The sequence below is a fragment of the Streptomyces sp. BL1 genome (assembly GCF_057628045.1).
In genome coordinates, this window is record NZ_JBXYWZ010000002.1 from 5,958,688 (window position 1) to 5,980,780 (window position 22,093).

Annotated in this window: 22 protein-coding genes; 15 read left to right on the forward strand and 7 right to left on the reverse strand. The window is 71.0% G+C overall.

Annotated elements, in window-relative coordinates:
- Positions 1 to 124: 124 nt before the first annotated feature.
- A complete protein-coding gene (locus tag AC3AGO_RS26145) occupies positions 125 to 1,288 on the forward strand; it encodes an amidohydrolase (protein ID WP_487822680.1) in 1,164 nt (387 codons plus the stop codon).
- Here AC3AGO_RS26145 and AC3AGO_RS26150 read toward each other — a convergent pair.
- The 5 genes from AC3AGO_RS26150 to AC3AGO_RS26170 all read right to left on the reverse strand — a co-directional run bounded on the left by AC3AGO_RS26150 (position 1,234) and on the right by AC3AGO_RS26170 (position 7,377).
- Positions 1,234 to 2,298, reverse strand: a complete 1,065-nt coding sequence (locus AC3AGO_RS26150; protein WP_487824824.1) for a COX15/CtaA family protein — start codon at positions 2,296 to 2,298, stop codon at positions 1,234 to 1,236. The two genes, AC3AGO_RS26145 and AC3AGO_RS26150, sit on opposite strands and share 55 nt — an antisense overlap.
- A 42-nt stretch (positions 2,299 to 2,340) precedes the next feature.
- Positions 2,341 to 4,011, reverse strand: coding sequence for an amidohydrolase (locus tag AC3AGO_RS26155; RefSeq protein ID WP_487822681.1), 1,671 nt, complete (start codon positions 4,009 to 4,011; stop codon positions 2,341 to 2,343).
- Positions 4,008 to 5,456 (reverse strand): APC family permease, encoded by a 1,449-nt coding sequence (locus tag AC3AGO_RS26160; RefSeq protein ID WP_487822682.1) that lies wholly within the window; start codon positions 5,454 to 5,456, stop codon positions 4,008 to 4,010. The genes AC3AGO_RS26155 and AC3AGO_RS26160 overlap by 4 nt, the downstream gene beginning before the upstream one ends.
- Before the next feature lie 138 nt (positions 5,457 to 5,594).
- Positions 5,595 to 6,365 (reverse strand): ABC transporter permease, encoded by a 771-nt coding sequence (locus AC3AGO_RS26165; protein ID WP_487822683.1) that lies wholly within the window; start codon positions 6,363 to 6,365, stop codon positions 5,595 to 5,597.
- Positions 6,366 to 6,450: 85 nt separating this feature from the next.
- Positions 6,451 to 7,377 (reverse strand): ABC transporter ATP-binding protein, encoded by a 927-nt coding sequence (locus AC3AGO_RS26170; protein WP_487822684.1) that lies wholly within the window; start codon positions 7,375 to 7,377, stop codon positions 6,451 to 6,453.
- A 190-nt stretch (positions 7,378 to 7,567) separates the two neighbouring features.
- Between AC3AGO_RS26170 and AC3AGO_RS26175 the strand changes: the two genes are divergently transcribed.
- From AC3AGO_RS26175 to AC3AGO_RS26235, 13 genes are all read left to right on the forward strand, one after another.
- Positions 7,568 to 8,398, forward strand: a complete 831-nt coding sequence (locus tag AC3AGO_RS26175; RefSeq protein ID WP_487822685.1) for a helix-turn-helix transcriptional regulator — start codon at positions 7,568 to 7,570, stop codon at positions 8,396 to 8,398.
- Positions 8,395 to 9,816, forward strand: a complete 1,422-nt coding sequence (sufB, locus tag AC3AGO_RS26180; protein WP_487822686.1) for a Fe-S cluster assembly protein SufB — start codon at positions 8,395 to 8,397, stop codon at positions 9,814 to 9,816. The genes AC3AGO_RS26175 and sufB overlap by 4 nt, the downstream gene beginning before the upstream one ends.
- A gap of 74 nt (positions 9,817 to 9,890) precedes the next feature.
- Positions 9,891 to 11,072 (forward strand): Fe-S cluster assembly protein SufD, encoded by a 1,182-nt coding sequence (gene sufD, locus AC3AGO_RS26185; protein ID WP_487822687.1) that lies wholly within the window; start codon positions 9,891 to 9,893, stop codon positions 11,070 to 11,072.
- A complete protein-coding gene (locus AC3AGO_RS26190; protein WP_487822688.1) occupies positions 11,069 to 11,398 on the forward strand; it encodes a non-heme iron oxygenase ferredoxin subunit in 330 nt (109 codons plus the stop codon). The genes sufD and AC3AGO_RS26190 overlap by 4 nt, the downstream gene beginning before the upstream one ends.
- A 7-nt stretch (positions 11,399 to 11,405) precedes the next feature.
- The gene (gene sufC, locus AC3AGO_RS26195; RefSeq protein ID WP_487822689.1) at positions 11,406 to 12,170 is read left to right on the forward strand and encodes a Fe-S cluster assembly ATPase SufC; all 765 of its coding nucleotides are present in this window, start codon (positions 11,406 to 11,408) and stop codon (positions 12,168 to 12,170) included.
- Positions 12,167 to 13,441, forward strand: coding sequence for a cysteine desulfurase (locus AC3AGO_RS26200; protein WP_487822690.1), 1,275 nt, complete (start codon positions 12,167 to 12,169; stop codon positions 13,439 to 13,441). Before sufC ends, AC3AGO_RS26200 begins: the two co-directional genes overlap by 4 nt.
- 12 nt (positions 13,442 to 13,453) lie before the next feature.
- Positions 13,454 to 13,930 carry a Fe-S cluster assembly sulfur transfer protein SufU gene (sufU, locus tag AC3AGO_RS26205; RefSeq protein WP_487822691.1) on the forward strand — a complete coding sequence of 159 codons (477 nt, stop codon included), beginning with the start codon at positions 13,454 to 13,456 and terminating at the stop codon, positions 13,928 to 13,930.
- Positions 13,927 to 14,262 carry a metal-sulfur cluster assembly factor gene (locus AC3AGO_RS26210; RefSeq protein WP_487822692.1) on the forward strand — a complete coding sequence of 112 codons (336 nt, stop codon included), beginning with the start codon at positions 13,927 to 13,929 and terminating at the stop codon, positions 14,260 to 14,262. The genes sufU and AC3AGO_RS26210 overlap by 4 nt, the downstream gene beginning before the upstream one ends.
- Positions 14,263 to 14,376: 114 nt before the next feature.
- The gene (locus tag AC3AGO_RS26215; protein ID WP_487822693.1) at positions 14,377 to 14,697 is read left to right on the forward strand and encodes a DMT family transporter; all 321 of its coding nucleotides are present in this window, start codon (positions 14,377 to 14,379) and stop codon (positions 14,695 to 14,697) included.
- 16 nt (positions 14,698 to 14,713) lie between these two features.
- Positions 14,714 to 15,262, forward strand: a complete 549-nt coding sequence (locus tag AC3AGO_RS26220; RefSeq protein ID WP_487822694.1) for a TetR/AcrR family transcriptional regulator — start codon at positions 14,714 to 14,716, stop codon at positions 15,260 to 15,262.
- An 87-nt stretch (positions 15,263 to 15,349) separates the two neighbouring features.
- Positions 15,350 to 16,339 carry a 2,3,4,5-tetrahydropyridine-2,6-dicarboxylate N-succinyltransferase gene (gene dapD, locus AC3AGO_RS26225; RefSeq protein WP_487822695.1) on the forward strand — a complete coding sequence of 330 codons (990 nt, stop codon included), beginning with the start codon at positions 15,350 to 15,352 and terminating at the stop codon, positions 16,337 to 16,339.
- Positions 16,340 to 16,601: 262 nt separating this feature from the next.
- Entirely contained in the window at positions 16,602 to 16,838 is a 237-nt protein-coding gene (locus AC3AGO_RS26230) for a chaplin (protein ID WP_487822696.1), read from the forward strand.
- 131 nt (positions 16,839 to 16,969) lie between these two features.
- Positions 16,970 to 17,866: an EI24 domain-containing protein gene (locus AC3AGO_RS26235; RefSeq protein WP_487822697.1), complete on the forward strand. Its 897-nt coding sequence runs from the start codon at positions 16,970 to 16,972 to the stop codon at positions 17,864 to 17,866.
- On the opposite strand, the gene AC3AGO_RS26240 is transcribed toward AC3AGO_RS26235, so the two are convergent.
- Both AC3AGO_RS26240 and AC3AGO_RS26245 read right to left on the reverse strand, forming a co-directional pair.
- Positions 17,760 to 18,314, reverse strand: a complete 555-nt coding sequence (locus AC3AGO_RS26240) for an acyl-CoA thioesterase (protein WP_487822698.1) — start codon at positions 18,312 to 18,314, stop codon at positions 17,760 to 17,762. The two genes, AC3AGO_RS26235 and AC3AGO_RS26240, sit on opposite strands and share 107 nt — an antisense overlap.
- A 30-nt stretch (positions 18,315 to 18,344) precedes the next feature.
- On the reverse strand, positions 18,345 to 20,252 hold the full coding sequence (locus AC3AGO_RS26245) for an endonuclease/exonuclease/phosphatase family protein (RefSeq protein WP_487822699.1): 1,908 nt from the start codon (positions 20,250 to 20,252) through the stop codon (positions 18,345 to 18,347).
- Positions 20,253 to 20,494: 242 nt separating this feature from the next.
- On the opposite strand from AC3AGO_RS26245, the gene AC3AGO_RS26250 reads away from it, so the two are divergent.
- Positions 20,495 to 22,051 carry a hypothetical protein gene (locus AC3AGO_RS26250; RefSeq protein WP_487822700.1) on the forward strand — a complete coding sequence of 519 codons (1,557 nt, stop codon included), beginning with the start codon at positions 20,495 to 20,497 and terminating at the stop codon, positions 22,049 to 22,051.
- The last annotated feature ends 42 nt before the right edge of the window (positions 22,052 to 22,093 follow it).

The following is a 22,093-nucleotide window of genomic DNA, read 5'->3' on the forward strand; positions in this document are numbered from 1 at the left end:
GCTCCGCGCTGTCTTTGGTCGAAGTGCCGCACCCGCTCCGGCCGGAGCGTGCACCTGTTCGCGGGGCGAGGCCGACACCCGAGCACCGTCCGGGCGTTAGACCTCACGGACGAGGAGGTGCTGGATGGCACTCAGCGGGGGCACGGCCGGGCTCGTCGATCAGCACAGTTACGGAGTGCTGCACGCGGAGCTCGGGCTGGGCACGTTCGAGGCGCAGCTCGCCGCGGCGTCGGGCGGCGCGCGGCCGGACAGCGGCAGCTATTTCGACAGCGGTCTGGGCTTCGCGGTGCGCCGCTGGTGTCCGCCGCTGCTGGGCCTGGAGGAGCACTGCACGGCGGCGCGCTATCTCGCCCGCCGCCGCGAACTGGGCGCCGTGCGGGCGACGCGGACGCTGCTGCGCGGCAGCGGCATCGGCACGTTCGTCGTCGACACGACGGTGCGGTACGGCCCGGGCCCGCTGCCCGAGCACCGCGGGCTGACGTCGCCCGGCGAGTTCGCCGACGCGGCCGGCGGCGGGCCGGCGACGCGGGAAGCGGTGTGCCTGGAGTCGCTGGCGGGGCAGGTCGCGGACACCTCGGGAGCGGTCAGGTCGTTCGTCGCGAACACGGCGGAGGCGCTGTACGGGGCGGCCCGGCAGGCGGCGTCCTTCGTCGGCGACGCCGGGTTCATCGAAGCGCGCCCGCCGTCCGTACAGGAGGTGCAACTCGCCGCCGCACGCTGGCTGGAGGCCCGCGCCCGGCGTGCCGCCGGACTGCGCACCGGAGGGTTCCACGGGCCCGCGGCGCGGGTACCGCAGCACTCCCTGCGGGCCGAACCGGCGCTCGTACGGCACCTGGTGTGGAGTGCGCTGGTGACGGGCCGGCCCGTACAGCTGCGGTGCGGGGACCCGGCGCCGCTGGAGGGGTTCCTGGGGGCGAGCGAGGGGCACGGCGCGGTGGTGCTGCTGCCGGAGCGCCCGTACCACCGCGCGGCGGCCAGGCTGGCCGCCGCCTATCCGCACGTCTATACGGACGCCGGTCCGCGCCCGTCGGAGACGCTGTCCGAAGCGCCGTTCGGGAAGCTGCTGTTCACGTCGGGCGCCAGGGCGCTGCCGGAGCTGTACGTGGTGCGCGCCCGGTCCTTCGCGCGATCGCTGAGCAAGCTGCTCACCGGCTGGGTCGCGGAGGGCGGCTGCTCACCGGCGGACGCGGACCGCATCACGGAGCAGCTCACCGGCGGCACCGCGCGCAGGCTCTACCGGCTGGAGGGCGACTCGGGAGCGGTGGCGGAGCCGGCCGGCACAGGCTGATCCGGCGCCGTGCGGGCGGGGGAGGGGACCTGCGCGCTGTCGTCCGCCGCACTGTCGTTCGCGGCAGCGCCGCCGTCCGGCTCCGGCGGCAGGCCGCGCTCGCGCAGCGAGAGGACGACCCGCAGCACCGCGATCCACACGAGCGTCGAGCCCAGCAGGTGGATGCCGACGAGGACTTCGGGCAGATCGGTGACGTACTGCACGTAGCCGATGGCGCCCTGGGCGAGCAGCACCAGGAACAGGTCGCGGATGGCGCGGCGCGGTCCGGCGGGCGCGTCGACCGCCTTCAGTACGCACCACACGACGACGGTGAGCAGGACGACGATCCAGGCGAGTGCCGAGTGCACTTCGGTGACCGTCTTCGGGTCGACCGGCATGCGCGGCACCTTGCTGCTGTCGCCCGCGTGCGGGCCCGCGCCGGTGACGACGGTGCCGACGACGATCAGCAGCGCCGAGAAGCCGGTCAGCGTGTACACCAGCCGCTTGATGATCTGGCCGACGAGCGGCCGCGGGCCCTCGTCGCCCTCGCGGGCGCGCAGCCACGTCAGCGTGGTGACGGTCAGCAGCGCGGTCGCGAGCAGGAAGTGCCCGGAGACGGTGTACGGGTTGAGCTCGGTCAGCACTGTCACGCCGCCGATGACGCCGTTCGCCATCACCAGCCAGAACTGTGCCCAGGCGAGCCGGCTGAGCTTCCTGCGGCGCGGCTTCACGGACCGGCTGGCGACGATGGCCCAGCCGACGGCCGCGCTCAGCACGTACGTCAGCATGCGGTTGCCGAACTCGATGGCGCCGTGCACGCCCATCTCGGAGGTGGCGTACAGGCTGTCGCCGCTGCACTTGGGCCAGGTGTCGCAGCCCAGACCGGAGCCGGTCAGCCGTACGGCACCGCCGGTCACCACGATGAACACGCTCATCACGACCGCGGACATCGTGGCCCGGCGCAGGGTGCGCTGCGTGGGGGTCCAGCGGGCGGCGATGTACGCGATGGGGTTGCGTACGAGTTCGGGCATCTTTGGCACGCGCCTATCGTACGGGCGCGCTTGTGCGTACTTTCACGAGGGGTGCGGGACGCCCGGAGCCCTGTGCACGACCGTCCCGCCGACCATGGACAGTTCGACGCGGGTGTCCTTGACGGCCTCCGGCGGGAGGGCGAACAGGTCGTCGGAGAGCAGCACCAGATCGGCGAGCTTGCCGACGGTGAGGCTGCCCCGGTCGTGCTCCGTGAAGTTCGCGTACGCGCTGCCCAGTGTGTACGCGCGGAGCGCGGTGGCCAGGTCCACGGTCTCCTCCGGGACCCACGGCGTACCGCCGTCGAGCCCGCGCCGGGTGACGGCGGTGTAGATCCCGGTGAGCGGGTCCATCTCGGCGACGTTCCAGTCGCTGGAGAACGCGAGGGTCGCGCCGGAACGCTCCAGCGAACGCATCGGCCAGGCCCGTGACCAGCGGGCGGGGCCGATGTTCTCCGCCCAGTCGTAGCCGGGGCCCGCGATGTCGGGCGCGCAGTGCCGCGGCTGCATGCACGCCACCACGCCGAGCTCGGCGAAGCGCGGCATGTCGTCCGGGTCGAGGCATTCGACGTGCACGATCTGGTGCCGCGCGTCGCGCGGGCCGTTGGCCTCGCGGGCCGCGGCGACCGCGTCCAGGACGGTGCGGATGCCGCGGTCGCCGGTGGCGTGCACGAAGGTCTGGAAGCCGGCGGCGTCGAGCCGTACGAGCAGGTCCGCGAACTCCGCCGGCGGATAGAAGGTGTCGCCGCGGTGCGAGGCGCAGCCGGCGTACGGCTCCAGCAGTGCCGCCGTGCGCGGCTCCACCACGTCGTCGATGTAGAGCTTCAGCGGGCCGACCCGCAGCCGGTCGCTGTCGTACTTCCCGGCCGCCTGCGCGAACTCCGCCAGCTCCGCCTCCGTGGTGCCCCGCGGATGGAACAGTGCGGCGATCAGCCGGGAGCGCAACTCCCCTTCGTCCAGGGCGCGTTCGAACAGGGCGAGGTCGTCGAGGGAGTTCTGCGGTTCGACGACCGTGGTGATGCCGAGTCCGGCGGCCATCCGCAGACTGCCGCGCAGCCGCCCGTACTGCCGTTCCGGATCCGCCCAGGGCAGGCCCAGTTCGCGCAGCGCCCGGTGGCCGTCGCGGGACAGGCCGCGCACCGCGAACTGGGTGAGGAACCCGGTCGGTTCGCCGCTCTCCTCGTCCTTCTCGACCAGCCCGAAGGGCAGTTCGCGGGAGTCGCGGGTGATGCCGAGGCGGCGCATGGCGGCGGTGTTCAGCCAGGCCGTGTGCACGTCGTAGCTGAGCACGAAGGCGGGCCGGTCGCCGGTGAGCGCGTCCAGGTCGGCGGCCGTGGGCATCCGGGAGCCGGGAACGGCCGCGTAGTTGAAGGCCTCGGCCTCGATCCAGTCGGCCTCCGGATGCTCCTCCAGCCACGCGGCGATCCGGTCCCCGATCTCCGCCAGGGAGCGGGCCCCCGCCAGCTGGACGCAGGCGGAGTCTGAGCCGAGCCGTACGTGGTTGTGCGCGTCGACGAAGCCGGGCAGGACGAGCCGACCGCCGGCGTCGACGACGTCGGTGCCGGTCCCGATGTGCTCGCCGGCGTCCTCGTCGGAGCCCACCCAGCTGATGAGCCCGCCGGTCACCGCGAGGGCCCCCGCGGTGGGGAGCGCCGGGTCGACGGTGTGGACGTGGGCGTTGCGGATGACGGTGTCCGCTGCGCGGGCGGTGCTCATACGGGCTGGTCCTCCGTGGACGCGGCGGCAGTCGGCGGAACGGCCGCCGTACCGGGCGTCTGGTCGTCGGGAAGGGTGAGCACCCAGTGGGTCGCCGAGCGCGGCCGCAGATAGCACACCCAGTACAGGAGGCCCAGGACGAGCACGCCGAGGGTGATCTCCAGGTCGCGCGCGGCCTGTTGGGTGAGCGCGTACGCCAGCGCCACGATGGTCAGCACCGGCACCACGGGCCACCACGGCATCCGCCAGGCCGCGGTGTCCTTGTGCCGCTGGGCGCGTGCGGCCAGGGCCGCGACGCCGAGCAGCAGATAGACCACGGCGACGACGACACCGGTGAACCCGAGCAGGGCGTCCAGCGGGACGGCGTACGCGAGGACGGCGCCCGGCAGTCCGATGGCGAGGGTGGCGACCCAGGGGGAGCCCCAGCGCGGATGCACCGTGCCCAGTGCGCGGTTCACCGGTTCCGGCCAGGTGCGGTCGCGGGCCGAGGCGTAGAGAACCCGGCCGTTCTGCAGCACCATGACGATCACCGCGTTGAGGATGGCGGCGGCGATCCCGAGGCTGACGAACGTACCGACGGTGCTGCCCGCCCAGTGGTCGACCATCGCCACGAAGTCGCCCTCGGCGAGCGCCTGCATGGAGGGCGCGCCCAGGGTCAGCGCGATCACGGGGACGGTGATGACGACGGCGCTGGCCAGCAGCGACCACAGGACGGTACGGGCCACGGAACGGCGCGGGTCCTTGAGGTCCTCGGAGAGGTACACGGCGGTGCCGAAGCCGTTGTAGGTGAACATGCCGACGGCCAGCCCGGAGATGAGCAGCCCCACGGTGAACGGGCCCGTGCCGCCGCCCGGTTCGGGCACGCTCGCGTGCAGCAGCGAGGAGACGGGGCGCTCGACGTGGACGAAGCCGAGCACGGCGACCACGGCGGCCGCGACGAGCTCGATACCCAGGAAGATGCCGGTGACCAGGGCGTTCGCCTTGATGTTGAGCAGTCCGACGGCGACCGACAGCACCATCACGACGGTGCCGGCCACGGCGGGGTCGACGGTGGCGACGGAGCCGATGTAGTCGGCCATGCCGAGCGCGATGACCGGCGGGATCACCAGCAGCATCACGATGGTGATCGCGAAGACCAGCCAGCCGGTGACCCGGCCGAGGAGCTGCCCGATGATCGAGTACTCGCCGCCGGCACTCGGCACCAGCGTGCCCAGCTCGGCGTAGCAGAAGCCCACGCCGAGGGAGATCACCGTGGCGACGAGCAGGGTGAGCGTGGTCCCGGAGCCCTGAGTGGCCAGCAGCTCGGGAACGATGATGAACAGCGAGGACGCGGGGGTGATGCACGAGAGCGTCAGCAGCACTCCGCCGAAGACGCCGAGGGAACGGTCCAGGGGCTTGATATCCGGCCGGTCGGGGACGTCCGGCCGTGCTGTGCGAGAGGACATGCGCCGGCTCCAAGGGGGACGGGGAGGGGCGGAAGTCCGGTTATTCAGCCATGACGAAAACGTTGCGTCAATGGAAAGACGCAACGGAATCCGTCGTCTTTTGGGTTTTACTAAAACGAAACTGTCGGTGCTGTGCCGTCATTCCCACTTGAAGAAGCGCGCCGCCGAGCCCAGGCCCAGCACCGCCCACACGACGAGTACGGCGAGATCGCCCCACGGCATTCCCGCGCCCTGCTGCAGCACGGCGCGCAGCCCGTCCGACAGGGCGGAAATGGGCAGCAGTTGGAGCACCGACTGCACGGCGCCCGGGAACTTCTCCAGCGGCACGATCACGCCGCCGCCGACCAGCAGCAGGATGAACACCAGATTCGCCGCGGCCAGCGTCGCCTCGGCGCGCAGCGTCCCCGCCATCAGCAGCCCCAGACCGGAGAACGCGGCCGTACCGGCCAGCAGCAGGGGCAGCACGTACAGGGGATTGCCCTGCGGCGACCAGCCCAGCGCCAGCGCGACCACGGTCAGCAGCACCAGCTGCAGCACCTCGATGACCAGCACCGCGCAGGTCTTCGCCGCCATCAGCCCCCAGCGGGGGAGCGGCGAGGCGCCGAGCCGTTTCAGCACGCCGTACCGGCGCTCGAAGCCGGTCGAGATGGCCTGCCCCGTGAACGCCGTGGACAGCACCGCCAGCGCGAGAATGCCCGGCGCGAGGAAGTCGACCCGGCTGCCGTCCGTGGGCAGCGAGATGATGTCGACCCCGCTGAACAGCACCAGCAGCAGCGTCGGAATGACGACGGTGAGCAGCAGCTGCTCGCCGTTCCGCAGCAGCATCCGCGTCTCGAGGGCCGCCTGCGACGCGATCATGCGCGGCAGCGGGGCCGCCCCCGGACGGGGCGTGAACGTACCGGCACTCACGACCGCAGCTCCTTACCGGTCAACTCCAGGCTGTTGTCTCCCGGGGGCAACCCCCGTACCTCCGGCCGGGGTTGGGCGCACCGCTTCACGACCGCAGCTCCTTACCGGTCAACTCCAAGAAGACGTCCTCCAGCGTTCGGCGCTCCACCGAGATGCGGTCCGGCATCACGCCGTTCTGCGCGCACCAGGACGTGACGGTGGCGAGCAGTTGCGGGTCGACGGTGCCGGTCAGCCGGTAGCCGCCGGGGCTGATCTCGACCGCGGCGGTCTCCGCGGGCAGCGCCTTGAGCAGCGAGCCCAGGTCGAGGCCGGTCCGGCCGGTGAAGCGCAGGGTGTTCTCCGCGCCGCCGCGGCACAGCTCCTCCGGGCTGCCCTCGGCGATGACCCGTCCCGCGTCCACGATGGCGACCGCGTCGGACAGCTCCTCGGCCTCGTCCATGTGGTGCGTGGTGAGGACGACGGTGACGCCGTCCGCGCGCAGCTCCCGTATGAGCTCCCACGTGGCGCGGCGCGCCTGCGGGTCGAGGCCGGCGGTGGGCTCGTCGAGGAAGACCAGCTCGGGCCGGCCGACGACGGCCATCGCCAGCGCGAGCCGCTGCTGCTGGCCGCCCGACAGCCGCCGGTACGGGGTACGGCCGCAGCTGCCGAGCCCGAGCCGCTCGACGAGCGGGCCGACCTCCAGCGGGTGCGCGTGCAGACCGGCCATGTGACGCAGCATCTCCGTCGCGCGGGCACCGGAGTAGACACCGCCGCTCTGCAGCATCACGCCGATGCGGGGGCGCAGTTCGGCGCTCTGGGCGACCGGATCCAGGCCCAGCACCCGTACGCTGCCGCTGTCCGGACGGCGGTAACCCTCGCAGGTCTCGACGGTGGTGGTCTTGCCCGCGCCGTTCGGGCCGAGGAAGGCGGTGACCGTGCCCCGTTCGACGGACAGGTCCAGCCCGTCCACCGCGGTCTTGCCTCCGTACCGCTTCACCAGCTTCGCGACCTCGACAGCCGCTGCGTTTCGCATACGGGGAAGTCTAGGGAGCCCAGGTCAGTGTCCCGTTCCCGGGGTTCCTGCGGATTTGGCACGCCGCGCCGTGCGCTGCGCGGGGGCCGTGTGACGCCCGCAGGTAAGGCATGCCTTACGTGATGCACCCCATCCGTGCAGGTCACACAGGCGCTTGCCGGGCCTCGCTGAATTACGCAACAATGGCGTTGTGAAAAAGAAGGACGCTGCGCCCCAGAGGCAGGCGGAGGCCGGATCGGCCCCCGCCGGGCCCGGTGCGTCCGCATCCCTCGACGAACAGCACGGCACGCGGAACAAGGTCGCGCGCTCCATTCTGGACAACGGTCCGTCGACCGCCGCCGACCTGGCCCACCGCCTGGAGCTGACCCAGGCGGCAGTGCGCCGCCACCTCGACACCCTCGTCGGCGAGGGCGTCGTCGAGCCGCACGCGAAGCGGACCTACGGTTCGCGCGGCCGCGGCCGCCCCGCGAAGGTCTTCGCGCTCACCGAGTGCGGCCGGGACGCCTTCGACCAGGCGTACGACGAGCTCGCCGCCGACGCGCTGCGCTGGATCGCGCAGACCGCGGGCGGCGGGGAAGTGGGCGAGGCCGCGGTCGCGGCGTTCGCCCGGGCCCGGATCACCGCTCAGGCCGAGCGGTACCGGCACGCGCTGGAGCGGGTGCCGCCCGAGGAGCGCACCAAGGCACTGGCCGAGGCGCTGACGGAGGACGGGTACGCTGCCACTGCGCGCAGCGCGCCCGCTTCGTCCGGAGAGCAGCTCTGCCAGCACCACTGTCCGGTGGCCCACACCGCCGAGCAGTTTCCGCAGCTGTGCGAGGCGGAGACCGAGGTCTTCTCCCGTCTGCTCGGCACCCATGTGCAGCGTCTGGCCACCATCGCCCACGGCGACGGGGTGTGCACCACGTTCATCCCGCAGACGCAGGCCTCCAAGAACCACAGCAAGACAGCCACCGACAGGGCGGCAGCCGGCACGGCAGCTGCCCAAGCATCCGCGAACACCGCCGGGAGGAACCCCGCATGACCTCTCCTACGGAGACTGCTCACCCCGAGCTCGATGGACTGGGCCGGTACGAGTACGGCTGGTCCGACTCCGACGCGGCAGGCTCAGCCGCCAAGCGCGGCCTGTCCGAGGACGTCGTACGTGACATCTCGGGCAAGAAGAACGAGCCGGACTGGATGCTGAAGCTCCGCCTGAAGGGGCACAAGCTCTTCCAGAAGAAGCCCATGCCGAACTGGGGCTCGGACCTGTCGGGCATCGACTTCGACAACATCAAGTACTTCGTGCGCTCCACGGAGAAGCAGGCGCAGTCCTGGGAGGACCTCCCCGAGGACATCAAGAACACGTACGACAAGCTCGGCATCCCGGAGGCGGAGAAGCAGCGCCTCGTCGCGGGTGTCGCGGCCCAGTACGAGTCCGAGGTCGTGTACCACCAGATCCGTGAGGACCTGGAGGAGAAAGGTGTCCTCTTCCTGGACACCGACACCGCGCTGCGCGACTACCCGGAGCTCTTCCAGGAGCACTTCGGCACCGTCATCCCGGCCGGCGACAACAAGTTCGCCGCGCTGAACACCGCCGTGTGGTCGGGTGGCTCGTTCATCTACGTGCCGAAGGGCGTGCACGTGGACATCCCGCTCCAGGCCTACTTCCGGATCAACACGGAGAACATGGGCCAGTTCGAGCGGACGCTGATCATCGTCGACGAGGACGCCTACGTCCACTACGTCGAGGGCTGCACGGCTCCGATCTACGACTCGGACTCGCTGCACTCCGCGGTCGTCGAGATCATCGTGAAGAAGGGCGGCCGCTGCCGCTACACGACCATCCAGAACTGGTCGAACAACGTCTACAACCTGGTCACCAAGCGGGCCGTCGCCTACGAGGGCGCGACCATGGAGTGGGTCGACGGCAACCTCGGCTCCAAGGTCACCATGAAGTACCCGGCCGTCTACCTGATGGGCGAGCACGCCAAGGGCGAGACCCTGTCCGTCGCCTTCGCGGGCGAGGGCCAGCACCAGGACGCCGGCGCCAAGATGGTGCACATGGCGCCCCGTACGTCCTCCAACATCGTCTCCAAGTCGGTGGCCCGGGGCGGCGGCCGCACCTCGTACCGCGGTCTCATCGAGATCGGTGAGGGCGCCGAGGGCTCCAAGTCCAACGTGCTGTGCGACGCGCTGCTGGTGGACACCATCTCGCGCTCCGACACATACCCCTACGTCGACGTCCGCGAGGACGATGTGACGATGGGTCACGAGGCGACCGTCTCCAAGGTCAGCGACGACCAGCTCTTCTACCTGATGAGCCGGGGTCTGACCGAGGACGAGGCCATGGCGATGATCGTGCGCGGCTTCGTCGAGCCGATCGCCAAGGAGCTGCCCATGGAGTACGCGCTGGAGCTCAACCGGCTGATCGAGCTGCAGATGGAAGGCTCCGTCGGCTGACGCCGCCCTTCCCTCCGCCGCGCGGAGCGGCTTCCCCTGACCCCTTGCCCAAGAGAGTGAGCAGAACGACAGCCATGGCTGAGGCTCAGAACATTCCGGTCGGTTCGAACACCACCGGATCGATCGCGGTGGCAGCTGAGTCCACCGTCGCCACCCGGATGAGCGCACCGCCGTCCTTCGATGTGGCGGACTTCCCGGTGCCGCACGGCCGCGAGGAGGAGTGGAGGTTCACTCCTCTGGAGCGGCTCAAGGGTCTGCACGACGGCACCGCCGAGGCGTCCGGCTCGCTCAAGGCCGAGGTGTCCGCGCCCGACGCGGTCACCGTCGAGGCCGTCACGCGTGACGACGCCCGGGTCGGCCGGGCCGGTGTCCCGGTCGACCGCGTCGCCGCGCAGGCCTACTCCTCGTTCGAGAAGGCCACCGTCATCTCCGTGCCGAAGGAGGCCGTGCTGGACGAGCCGGTGCGGGTGACCCTGCACGGCGACGGCGGCGTCTCCTACGGGCACACCGTCTTCGACGTCGGCGCGTTCGCCGAGGTCGTCTTCGTCATCGACCACACCGGTGACGCGGTGCGCGCGGCGAACGTCGAATTCCACGTCGGCGACGGCGCCAAGGTCACCGTGGTGTCCGTGCAGGACTGGGACGACGACGCGGTGCACGTCTCGCAGCACGACACGCTGGTCGGCCGGGACGCCACCTTCAAGTCCATCGTCGTCACCTTCGGCGGCGACGTCGTCCGCATCAGCCCGCGCGTGCGGTACGCAGGCCCGGGCGGCGAGGCGGAGTTCTACGGCCTGTACTTCACCGACAACGGCCAGCACCAGGAGCACCGGCTCTTCGTCGACCACGACACGCCCAATTGCCGTTCCAACGTGGTCTACAAGGGCGCGCAGCAGGGCCAGGACGCGCACGCGGTGTGGATCGGCGACGTGCTGATCCGGGCGGCCGCCACCGGCACCGACACCTACGAGCTCAACCGCAACCTGGTCCTCACGGACGGCGCGCGGGTGGACTCGGTCCCCAACCTGGAGATCGAGACCGGTGAGATCGTGGGCGCCGGGCACGCCTCGGCCACCGGCCGCTTCGACGACGAGCAGCTGTTCTACCTGATGGCCCGGGGCATCCCGGAGCAGGAGGCCCGCCGGCTCGTCGTACGCGGCTTCTTCGCCGAACTCGTCCAGCAGATCGGTCTGCCGGACGTCCAGGAGCGGCTCCTCGGCAAGATCGAGGCCGAACTGGAGGCGTCCGTAGCATGACCGACGGCAAAGACTTCGTGCGCGCCGTGGCGCTGAGCGACCTCGAGGAGGACACCCCGCAGCGGGTGGAGCTCGACGGCGTGCCGGTCTCCGTCGTCCGTACGGAGGGGCAGGTGTACGCCATCAACGACATCTGCTCGCATGCCAACGTCTCGCTGTCCGAGGGCGAGGTGGAGGACTGCCAGATCGAGTGCTGGCTGCACGGCTCCAGCTTCGACCTGCGGACCGGAAAGCCCTCGGGGCCGCCCGCCACGCGGCCCGTCCCCGTATACCCCGTAAAGATCGAAGGGGACGATGTGCTCGTCTCCGTCACCCAGGAGTCCTGAAGTCCCCATGGCAACGCTTGAGATCAACGACCTGCACGTCTCCGTCGAGACCGAGGGCGGCCCCACCGAGATCCTGCGCGGCGTCGACCTGACCGTGAAGCAGGGCGAGACCCACGCGATCATGGGTCCGAACGGCTCCGGCAAGTCCACGCTGGCCTACTCGCTGGCCGGTCACCCGAAGTACCAGATCACCGGCGGCTCGGTGAAGCTGGACGGCGAGGACGTCCTGGAGATGACCCCGGACGAGCGCGCCCGCGCCGGCGTGTTCCTCGCCATGCAGTACCCGGTCGAGGTGCCCGGCGTCTCCGTCTCCAACTTCCTGCGTACCTCGGCGACCGCGATCCGCGGCGAGGCCCCGAAGCTGCGTACCTGGGTGAAGGAGGTCAAGGAGGCCATGGAGCGGCTCTCCATCGACCCGAAGTTCGCCGAGCGCAACGTCAACGAGGGCTTCTCCGGCGGTGAGAAGAAGCGCCACGAGATCCTCCAGCTGGAGCTCCTCAAGCCGAAGATCGCGATCCTCGACGAGACCGACTCCGGCCTGGACGTCGACGCCCTGCGCGTGGTCTCCGAGGGCGTCAACCGCGTCCGCGAGGGCGGCGACGTCGGCACCCTGCTGATCACCCACTACACGCGCATCCTGCGCTACATCAAGCCCGACCACGTGCACGTGTTCGCCAAGGGCCGGGTCGCCGAGTCCGGCGGCCCCGAGCTGGCCGACAAGCTCGAGGAAGAGGGCTACGAGGAGTACGTGAAGGGAGGCGCCGCCTCGTGACACAACTGCCGGGCCTGCTCGCTGGATCCGATCAACTACTGAGTGAGTCGCTCCGCAAGGACTTCCCGATCCTGGACCGCACGGTCCACGACGGCAAGAAGCTCGTGTACCTGGACAACGCGGCCTCCTCGCAGAAGCCGCGCCAGGTGCTCGACGCGCTGAACGACTACTACGAGCGGCACCACGCCAACGTTCACCGCGGTGTGCACGTCCTCGCCGAGGAGGCCACGGCGCTGTACGAGGGCGCGCGCGACAAGGTCGCCGCCTTCATCAACGCCCCGAGCCGGGACGAGGTGGTGTTCACCAAGAACGCCTCCGAGTCGCTGAACCTCGTGGCCAACATGCTCGGCTGGGCCGACGAGCCGTACCGGGTGGAGCGCGACACCGAGATCGTCATCACGGAGATGGAGCACCACTCCAACATCGTGCCGTGGCAGCTGCTCTCGCAGCGCACGGGCGCGGAGCTGAAGTGGTTCGGCCTCACCGACGACGGCCGGCTGGACCTGTCGGCGGTGGATCAGGTCATCACGGAGAAGACCAAGGTCGTCTCCCTGACGCTGGTCTCCAACATCATGGGCACCGTCAACCCGGTCGAGCAGATCATCCGGCGTGCCCAGGAGGTCGGGGCCCTCGTCGTCATCGACGCCTCGCAGGCCGCCCCGCACATGGTGCTGGACGTCCAGGCGCTGCAGGCCGACTTCGTGGCCTTCACCGGGCACAAGATGTGCGGTCCGACCGGCATCGGCGTGCTGTGGGGACGGCAGGAACTGCTGGACGACCTCCCGCCGTTCCTCGGCGGCGGCGAGATGATCGAGACGGTCACCATGAGCGCCTCGACGTACGCGCCGGCACCGCACAAGTTCGAGGCGGGCACCCCGCCGATCGCGCAGGCCGTCGGCCTCGGCGCGGCGGTGGACTATCTGTCGGCCATCGGCATGGACAAGATCCAGGCGCACGAGCACGCGCTCACCGAGTACGCGGTGGCGAAGCTCAAGGAGATTCCGGACCTGCGGCTCATCGGCCCCACCACGGCCGAGGAGCGGGGCGCCGTGATCTCCTTCACGCTCGGCGACATCCACCCGCACGATGTGGGCCAGGTCCTCGACGAGCAGGGCATCGCCGTCCGGGTCGGTCACCACTGCGCACGGCCGGTCTGCCTGCGGTACGGAATTCCTGCGACCACACGAGCGTCGTTCTATCTGTACTCCACGCCCGCCGAGGTGGACGCCCTCGCCGAGGGTCTGGAGCACGTACGGAACTTCTTCGGGTAGGGGCTGCTTTCCGTGAAGCTGGATTCGATGTACCAGGAAGTCATCCTGGACCACTACAAACACCCGGTGGGGCGTGGCCTGCGCGAGGGCGACGCCGAGGTGCATCACGTCAACCCCACGTGCGGTGACGAGATCACGCTCCGGGTGAAGTACGAGGGCGACACCGTCAAGGACGTCTCGTACGACGGACAGGGCTGCTCCATCAGCCAGGCCAGTGCCTCGGTGCTGAACGAGCTGCTGGTCGGCAAGGAGCTGTCCGAGGCCCGGCAGATCCAGGACACCTTCCTGGAACTCATGCAGTCGCGCGGCAAGATCGAGCCGGACGACGCCATGGAGGAGGTACTGCAGGACGCGGTCGCCTTCGCCGGCGTCTCGAAGTACCCGGCGCGCGTGAAGTGTGCTCTGCTGAGCTGGATGGCATGGAAGGACGCCACAGCGCAGGCGCTGGGCCAGGCGCCGGCGGACGCGGCCAAGGAGAAGACGGCATGACCGATACCGAGACCACCACCAAGCCCGCGAGCGAGGACGAGGTCCGTGAGGCACTGATGGACGTCGTCGACCCCGAGCTGGGAATCGACGTCGTCAATCTGGGCCTGATCTACGGCGTCCACATCGACGAGTCCAACGTCGCGACCATCGACATGACACTGACCTCGGCGGCCTGTCCGCTGACGGACGTCATCGAGGACCAGGCCGTGTCGGCGACCGAGGGCATCGTCAACGAGCTGAAGATCAACTGGGTCTGGATGCCGCCGTGGGGCCCCGACAAGATCACCGATGACGGGCGCGAGCAGCTGCGCGCGCTCGGCTTCAACGTCTGAGCGGTTTTCTGTAGCGGCCCTGTCCGCCGGCGCGAGCCGGTGGGCAGGGCCGTTTTCTGTTCGGGACCTCCGGCCTATGTACGGCCGTACGCAACGTTGTGTACGCTCGTACGTATGGTGTACGTGACGCTCGCGGGAGCGATTCTTGCGGAGGTGCTGGCCACCACGTCGATGAAGTTCAGCGACGGCTTCAGCAGGCTGTGGCCCTCGCTGGGTACGGTGCTGGGCTATGTCGTGGCGTTCGCGCTGCTGGCGCACACGCTGAAGACCATGTCGGTGGGGACCGCGTACGCGATCTGGGCCGGTGTGGGCACGGCGGCCGTGGCGGGCATAGGGATGGTGTTCATCGGCGAGGCGGTGACGGCTGCGAAGATCATCGGTGTCCTGCTGGTGATCGCGGGAGTGGTTGTGCTGAATCTGGACGGAGCCCACTGATGGACGGAACGCACTGATGGCCGTGCGGCGCTATGACCCCGACAGGCGGCAGCGGATCGTCGACGCGGCGATCCGGATCATCGCCCGGGACGGCATCTCCGGGCTGAGCCACCGCCGGGTGGCCGCCGAGGCCGATGTGCCGCTGGGGTCGACGACGTATCACTTCGCCTCCCGCGACGACCTGTTGGAGGTCGCCATGCGGCAGGTCAGCGAGGCGTGGCTGGCGGAGGTCGCGCACTGGGAGGAGAGCGTCGACCCCGGGGCCGCGCTCGCCGACGAACTGCTGCGGCTCGTCGAGGAGTCGCTGTCCGGCGACCGCAAGCGGGCCGAGCTGGAGTACGAGCTGTATCTGGCCGCGCTGAACCACGAGGAGCTGCGGCCGCTCGCCGCCGAGTGCCTCGACGGGCTGACGGCCCTGCTGCGCAAACGGGTCGGGGACGACGCGATGGCGCGGGCGCTCGCCGCCACGGTGGACGGGCTCACGCTGCAGATCCTGCTGTCCGGGCGGCCCCTGGACCGGGAGGGGACGCGGGCCGCGCTGGCCCGGGTGACGGGCGAGGCCTGAGGGGCGTACCACGGGCCGCGGCGCGGGGTGTTCCACGGGCCGGGACCGGTTCGCCTTCGCGGTGCCCGTACGGATAGCGTTCGACGTATGACCGAAGCATCCAGCACCCGTACCACCGGCGCCGTCGCCGCCGGGCTCGCCACCGTCGCCGCCGACGGCACCGTTCTCGACACCTGGTTCCCCGCTCCCGAGCTCGTCGCGGAGCCGGGTCCGGCCGGCAGCGAGCGGCTCACCGCCGACCGCGCCGCCGACCTGCTGGGCGGCAACGCGCCGCAGGCCCTCGGGAAAGACACGGTGCGCGGCGTCGAGACCGTGGCCGTGCGGACGGTCATCGCGTCCCTCGACGACAAGCCGCTGGACGCGCACGACGTGTACCTGCGCCTGCACCTGCTCAGCCACCGGCTGGTCAAGCCGCACGGCGTGAACCTGGAGGGCCAGTTCGCGTTCCTGGCGAACGTCGCCTGGACGACGCTCGGCCCGGTGCCCGTCGACTCGGTGGAGCAGGTGCGGCTCGCCGCGCGTGCCGCGGGCCGGCAGCTGAACGTCACCAGCGTCGACAAGTTCCCGCGCATGACCGACTACGTCGTGCCCAAGGGCGTACGCGTCGGTGACGCGGACCGGGTGCGGCTCGGCGCGCACCTCGCCGAGGGCACCACCGTGATGCACGAGGGCTTCGTCAACTTCAACGCCGGGACGCTCGGCACCTCCATGGTCGAGGGCCGGATCAGCGCGGGCGTCGTCGTCGGCGACGGCTCCGACATCGGCGGCGGCGCGTCGATCATGGGCACGCTGTCCGGCGGCGGCAAGCAGATCGTCTCCATCGGCGAGCGCTGCCTGCTCGGCGCCGAGGCCGGCCTCGGCATCTCGCTCGGCGACGACTGCATCGTCGAGGCGGGCCTGTACGTCACCGCCGGCACCCGGGTCACGCTGCCCGACGGCCAGATCGCCAAGGCGGTCGACCTGAGCGGCGCGAACAACCTGCTCTTCCGCCGCAACTCCACCACCGGCACCGTCGAGGTCCTCCAGCGCACCGGCTCCTGGGGCGGCCTCAACGACGCGCTGCACAGCAACAACTGACGTTGCGTCAGCCCGACGTGGGTGCATGACGCCGGCCGGCAGCTCGACCCCGCGGGTCGGCTGCCGGCCGTCGTCGTTGTCAGGTGCCGTCGGCCGCTCCCGCACGGCCCGGAGGCGCCTCGGCCGAGCGCACCCCGCGCGCCCTCGCACCCCGACGCCACCCGGTCGGGTGGACTGTCCGTTTTCGCAGCTCACGGAGGTTTCCGGGGCTGGGGCGGAGAGCACTCCTTCTGCGTTCACCTCTGACGTGAAGGAGCACCTCATGCGTGTTCGTACCACTCTCGCCGCCGGCGCTTTCGCCGTCGCCGCAGTCCTTGGCGCCGCCGGTGCCGCCTCTGCCGACTCCGGCGCCAGCGGCGCAGCTCAGAACTCGCCCGGCGTCATTTCCGGCAACGTAATCCAGGTCCCGGTGCATGTGCCGGTCAACGTGTGCGGCAACAGCATCGACATCGTCGGTCTCCTCAATCCCGCCTTCGGCAACACCTGCGTGAACGACTGACGTCTCCGGTACGGGGAGCGGGCCCGCTGTGGCTTGCTCGCTCCCCGTACGGCAACAACTGAGCAACGGCCGCGCCGGTGAGGGCGCTTGCCGGTGCCGCGCACATGCCCGCACGCCCTAGGCTTGCGGGCATGCGTGATCTTGCGGCGGGTGTGCGGTACTTGGGGCGTGGGCAGAGCTGGGTGCTCGGGCACGGACGGTGGTTCCTCTTCGGGCTGCTGCCGGCGCTCGTGACGCTCGTCCTGTACGCGGGGGCGCTCGGCACGCTCGGCTTCTTCACCCCGGACCTCGCCGGCTGGGGCGGTTCGCTGGCCGGGGGCTGGGGCTGGTCCCCGGGGTGGGAGACGACGTTCGGCGTCGCCTTCGTGGCGCTGCTGTGGGCCGGGGTGCTGTCCCTCGCGGTGATCAGCTTCGCGGCGGTCACGCTGCTCGTCGGCGACCCCTTCTACGAGAAGCTCTCCGAAGAGGTCGAGAAGTCCGAGGGCGGCTGCCCCGACGGTCCTGACCTGCCGCTGTTGCGGGAGCTGTGGAACTCGGTGCGGGACAGCCTGTTCGTGCTGTGGCGGGCGATGCTGTTCGCCGTGCCGCTGTTCGTGCTGGGCTTCCTGCCGGTCGTCGGACAGACCGTGATCCCCGTGCTCAGCCTGTGCGTCTCCGGCTTCTTCCTCGCGCTGGAGCTCACCTCCGTCGCCCTGCAGCGGCGCGGCATCCCCGTACGGGAACGGCTGCGGATGCTGCGCCGCCGCAAGTCCCTGGCGCTCGGCTTCGGGGCGCCCCTGGCGCTGCTCTTCCTCGTCCCGCCGGTCGCCGTGCTGCTGATGCCGGGCGCGGTGGCGGGCGCCGCGCTGCTCGTACGGGACCTGACGGGGGACGACGACGCGGACCGGGGCGGCAGCGAACGGGCCCCGGACGCTGGGGAGTTCAGCCCTCCGCCGGCTCCGGAGGGTTTCGGACCGCCGCCGGCTCACCGGGGCCCGCAGGCTCCCGGGACTCCGCAGGCTCCCGGTTTTCCGGGGGCGTCCCGGTAGCCGCGGGCACGCCCAGCAGTTCCGGTGTCGTGGCGAACTTGCGCCAGACCGCCGCCGGGTCGGGGACCAGGCGGCGGTGGTGCAGGTCGAGCATGCCGCAGACGCTCTCGACCGTGGCGACGAGCTCGCCGTCGGAAGCGCGCCGCAGCTCCTGCACCACCCGGCTGGTCTTGCCCGTTCCGTAGCCGAACTCGCTGGAGATCTCGACCACTTCGCCGCCTCGCAGCTCGCGGTGGAAGCGCACGGTGGTCTCCAGATTCACCGGGCCCAGCTCCGCCGCGGCCAGCTCGTCGAACCGCACCCCCGCCTCGCGCGCGCACTCCCAGCGGGCGTGATCCGCGTACTCCAGATACGCCGCACCGCGGACGTGCCCGTTCGTGTCGAGATCGGAGCTGCGCACGGTCAGCCGCGCACGGTACGGGCCGTCACGCGGCGGCAGTTCGGACATGGAGCGTTCCTCCAGGGCTGTGGCCGCGGGTCAGGGGAGGGGGGTGCGGATTACTGAGGGGTCGTGGTCGCTGGACTGGTCGTGGAACTCGGCGTTGATGTGCACGATGTCGTAGTCCACCCGGCCCGTCCCGGGGCTGGTGAGAATGTGGTCCAGGGTCTGCGAGTTGCCGTTGAAAACGTAGCCGTAGCGCTCGGCCGGCGGCAGCTGGTTCATCGGACTGGTGAGTGCGTTGCCGGAGCGGAGCGCGTCGAGGGCGGGGGAGAAGGGGAAGTCGTTGAAGTCCCCGGCCGCGACGACCGCGGCACGCGGGTCCACCGAACGGATGTCGCGGACGAAGGAGTTGACCAGCTTCGCCTGTTCGATGCGCTGCGGTTCGGAGTGCCGGGCGGGCGGCTGGTAGCGGCCCTCCATCGGCTGGTCGCCGTCCAGGTCGCCGCCGCCCTTCGAGCTGAAGTGGTTGGCGAGGACGAACACCGGGCGGCCGCGGAAGCGGAACTCGCCCGCGAGGGGCTTGCGGCTGGCCTCCCACGCCGGGTCCTGCGGGGCGACGCGGCCCGGGTTGGCGGACAGGGACGGCTTCCCGTGCACCTTGCGGACGGAGACGGGCGTCGTCGCGTCGCCGCCCGGCCGGTCGGCGAAGGACACCCGCTTCGGGTTGAAGAGGAACGCGACGCGGATGTTGCCGCCGGGCTGGCCGCCGTCCGCCTTGTCGGCGGGGTCGATCTGACGCCACTCGTACGAGGGGCCGCCCGCCGCGGAGACGGCGTCGGTGAGCTTCTTCAGGGTGCCGCCCGCGGCGACCGTGCCGTCGTCCGTGGGGCCGCTGTCGTCCTGGACCTCCTCGACGGCCACGATGTCCGGCGAGGCGAGATTGTGCACCAGGGCCTCGGCGAGCCGTGTGTACTTCGCGGGCTCGGTCTTCGGGGAGAGGTTCTCCACGTTGTACGTGGCGACGGAGAGTTCGCCGCGGTGCGCTGTGCGGGTCTTCTCGCGCGGCAGCTCGTTGTCCCGCAGCTCGCCGAGGCGGGTGGCGCGGATCGCGTAGCCGCCGAACTGGTCGTAGTCCAGCGGGCCTTCGGTGGTGCCGCGCAGCTCGTCGCCGACGTCCGCCTTCGGGAAGGGCCGCTCCGCGGACGGGATGAGGGAGGACACCTTCATCCGGGCGCCGTTCTGGTGCGCGTACGCGCCGTAGAGCGTGCCGCCGCGCGGTGTGGGGTGCTGCGACGGGTCCGTGGTCACCCACAGCTCGTCGTACTTGGTGGCGCCCGTGACACCCGTGTCCCGCACGGAGGTGCGCATGCCCTCCAGCGATTCGTACCGGTCCAGCGCGTAGGCGGAGGGCCGCAGCCGCTTGCCCTCGATGCTGCCGCCGCCGGCCTCCGGCGCGTACGCCTCCGGGACGCTGTCCTCCGTGAGGGGGACGGCGCGGGGCAGCGGGCGGTTCTTCGCCTCCACCGTCCAGGTGGCGCCGGTCAGTTCGGTCACCGACTGGACGCCCGTCTCCTTGCCGCCCGGGTAGTACTCGGTGACGGAGCCGGACACCTTGACCGCGTCGCCGACGGCCACGGCCGGCGTCTGCTTGCCGGTGAACACGAAAATCCCCTCACTGGTCGACGAGTCGCCGTCCGGTGAGGGGTCCTGGATCCAGAAGCCGCGTGCCGAGCCGAAGCCGCGTATCGCGGTGACGACGCCGGGTACGCCGGTGACCTTCTCGCCCGCGAAGGGCGAGGTTCTCGTGGCGGACTGGATGTCGTGGATCCGCACGTCATCACCGGCGGGCGCCGCCGACGACACGGCCGGGACGAGCAGCAGCGTGGAGCAGAGCGCGGCGACGGTGAGCGCGCCGGTACGGGCGAGACGAGACGACAACGGACCCTCCGAGGGCTGAGTGACAGCGGGACAACGGTGGCGAACGGTGATGCCGGGATTCTCCATGAGCGTGGGCAGTCTCTACGCGCGTCAAGCATGGCGGGCAAACGGCGCCTGTCAAGCAAGTTGCGGAATGGCGCGGCAAGTTGGACGGCGCGCCGCGACAGTGATGCAGTAGTGCCCGAGAAGCGGTGCCGCGACGGTGCGGCAGCGGGGTCCGTGCCGCGTGCACGATTCGGGCAGCGCCGTACACATCACGTCTACGCTGGGGCCTGGCACCGTCCAGCACACCGTAGGACCCGTAGGAGATGACCGCGCAGATGTCCGGAGACGACCGTCCCACCATGCCGCCCGTACGGCTGCCCTCCGATGCCGAACTGGCCCGGGACGCGCTCGCGGCACCGCTGTTCACGCGGGCCGCGAGGCTGGCGCGCTGGGCGGGTACCGGCGACGGCGGGGGCGTTCCCGTCGGCGCCGGCGGCGAACTGCTCGAGGAGCAGCTGAAGGAGGCCGTCACCCAGCTCGGCCTCGGCGCCGACGAGGACGGGCCCGTGTACGCCGCCGAAGCCTGGAACCTCGCCGTCGAAACCGGCCTGCTGGAGGTCGAGGAGGACGAGGAGGCCGCCGCGCGGGCCGACGCCGCCGACCCGGCGCTGGGCCCCGGCACCGACGAACCGGTCGGCACCGCCACAGCGGGCGAGGAGCTGGAGCGGCTCACCGGCAGCCCCGAAGAGGTCCTCGCCCTCTGGCAGGAGGGCCTGGAGACCGTCTTCATGGACGCCGCCACGCCCAGCTTCGACCAGCTGCTCGGCGACCTCGAGGGCGCCGTCGGCGAGGACGGGCAGCTCGACCCCGACTCCATCGACCTGGACGCGCTCGAGTGGGACCCGGAGCAGGAGTCGGAGTTCCTCGACGGCGCGCTCGGCAACCTCTACCTGCTGTCCGTGACGGACGGCGCCGTCGGCAACGAGGAGCTCGTGCCGCTGCCGATGCTCGCCGCGTCCATGGTCGTGCCGGACGAGATGGAACAGCCCGACGCCGAGGTGCTGGAGCAGGTGTCGTCCGTGCTGATGCGGCTGGACGAGATGTTCCGCGTGCTGGAGCCCACGGGGCTCATCGAATACCGGCCCGTGGACGAGGCGTTGATGGTCGACGTCGACGACGCGGAGGCAGCGGGGCTGCCCGAGATGCCCGAGGGCGAGGAAGAGGACATCAGCCGGTACGGGATGGTGCGGCTCACCCCTCTCGGCCTGCACGGCGTGCGCGTACGGATGGCCGACGCGGGAGTCGAAGCGCCCCGCGTCGGGGACCTCGCCGACGCCGGCGCGGACCGGCTGCTCGCCGCGCTGCCCTCCTACTCCGAGGTCAACGCGCAGGCGGAGGTGGAGGGTTGGCTCGACGGGCGGACGACCGTCGACGCGGCCCGCGAGCTGCTGGCCGCCGCGCGCGGTACGGACGAGGCCGCGCCGATGCGGCGGCTCGCCTGCCAGCAGGCGCTCGCCGTCGCCGGCGGCGACGCGGAACCCGCGCTGCGGTCCGTCCTCGACGACCGTGAGCTGGGCGGGCTCGCGCGGGTGTGGCTCGCCGAGCGGGGTGCGGGGGATGTGCCGCAGCCCGACGAGGAGATGGTCTTCTGGCTGACCATCGACACGATCGCGGCGCATCTCGGCACGGCCGGCGAGATCGAGGAACTGCAGGGACTGGTCGAGGGGCTGGTCGGGCAGCACGCGGGATTCTTCGAGAAGGCGTGGAAGGCGGAGCACCCGGCGACGGGTGAGGTGCTGGAGGCGATGGGGCGCGTGCATCCCGACAAGGATGCGGCGAAGGAGGCTCGTAAGGCGGCCTTCAAGGCGCGGTCGCGCTGACGCGTCAGCCCCTTGTGGGGGTGCCGGCTTGGGCCCGGCGTT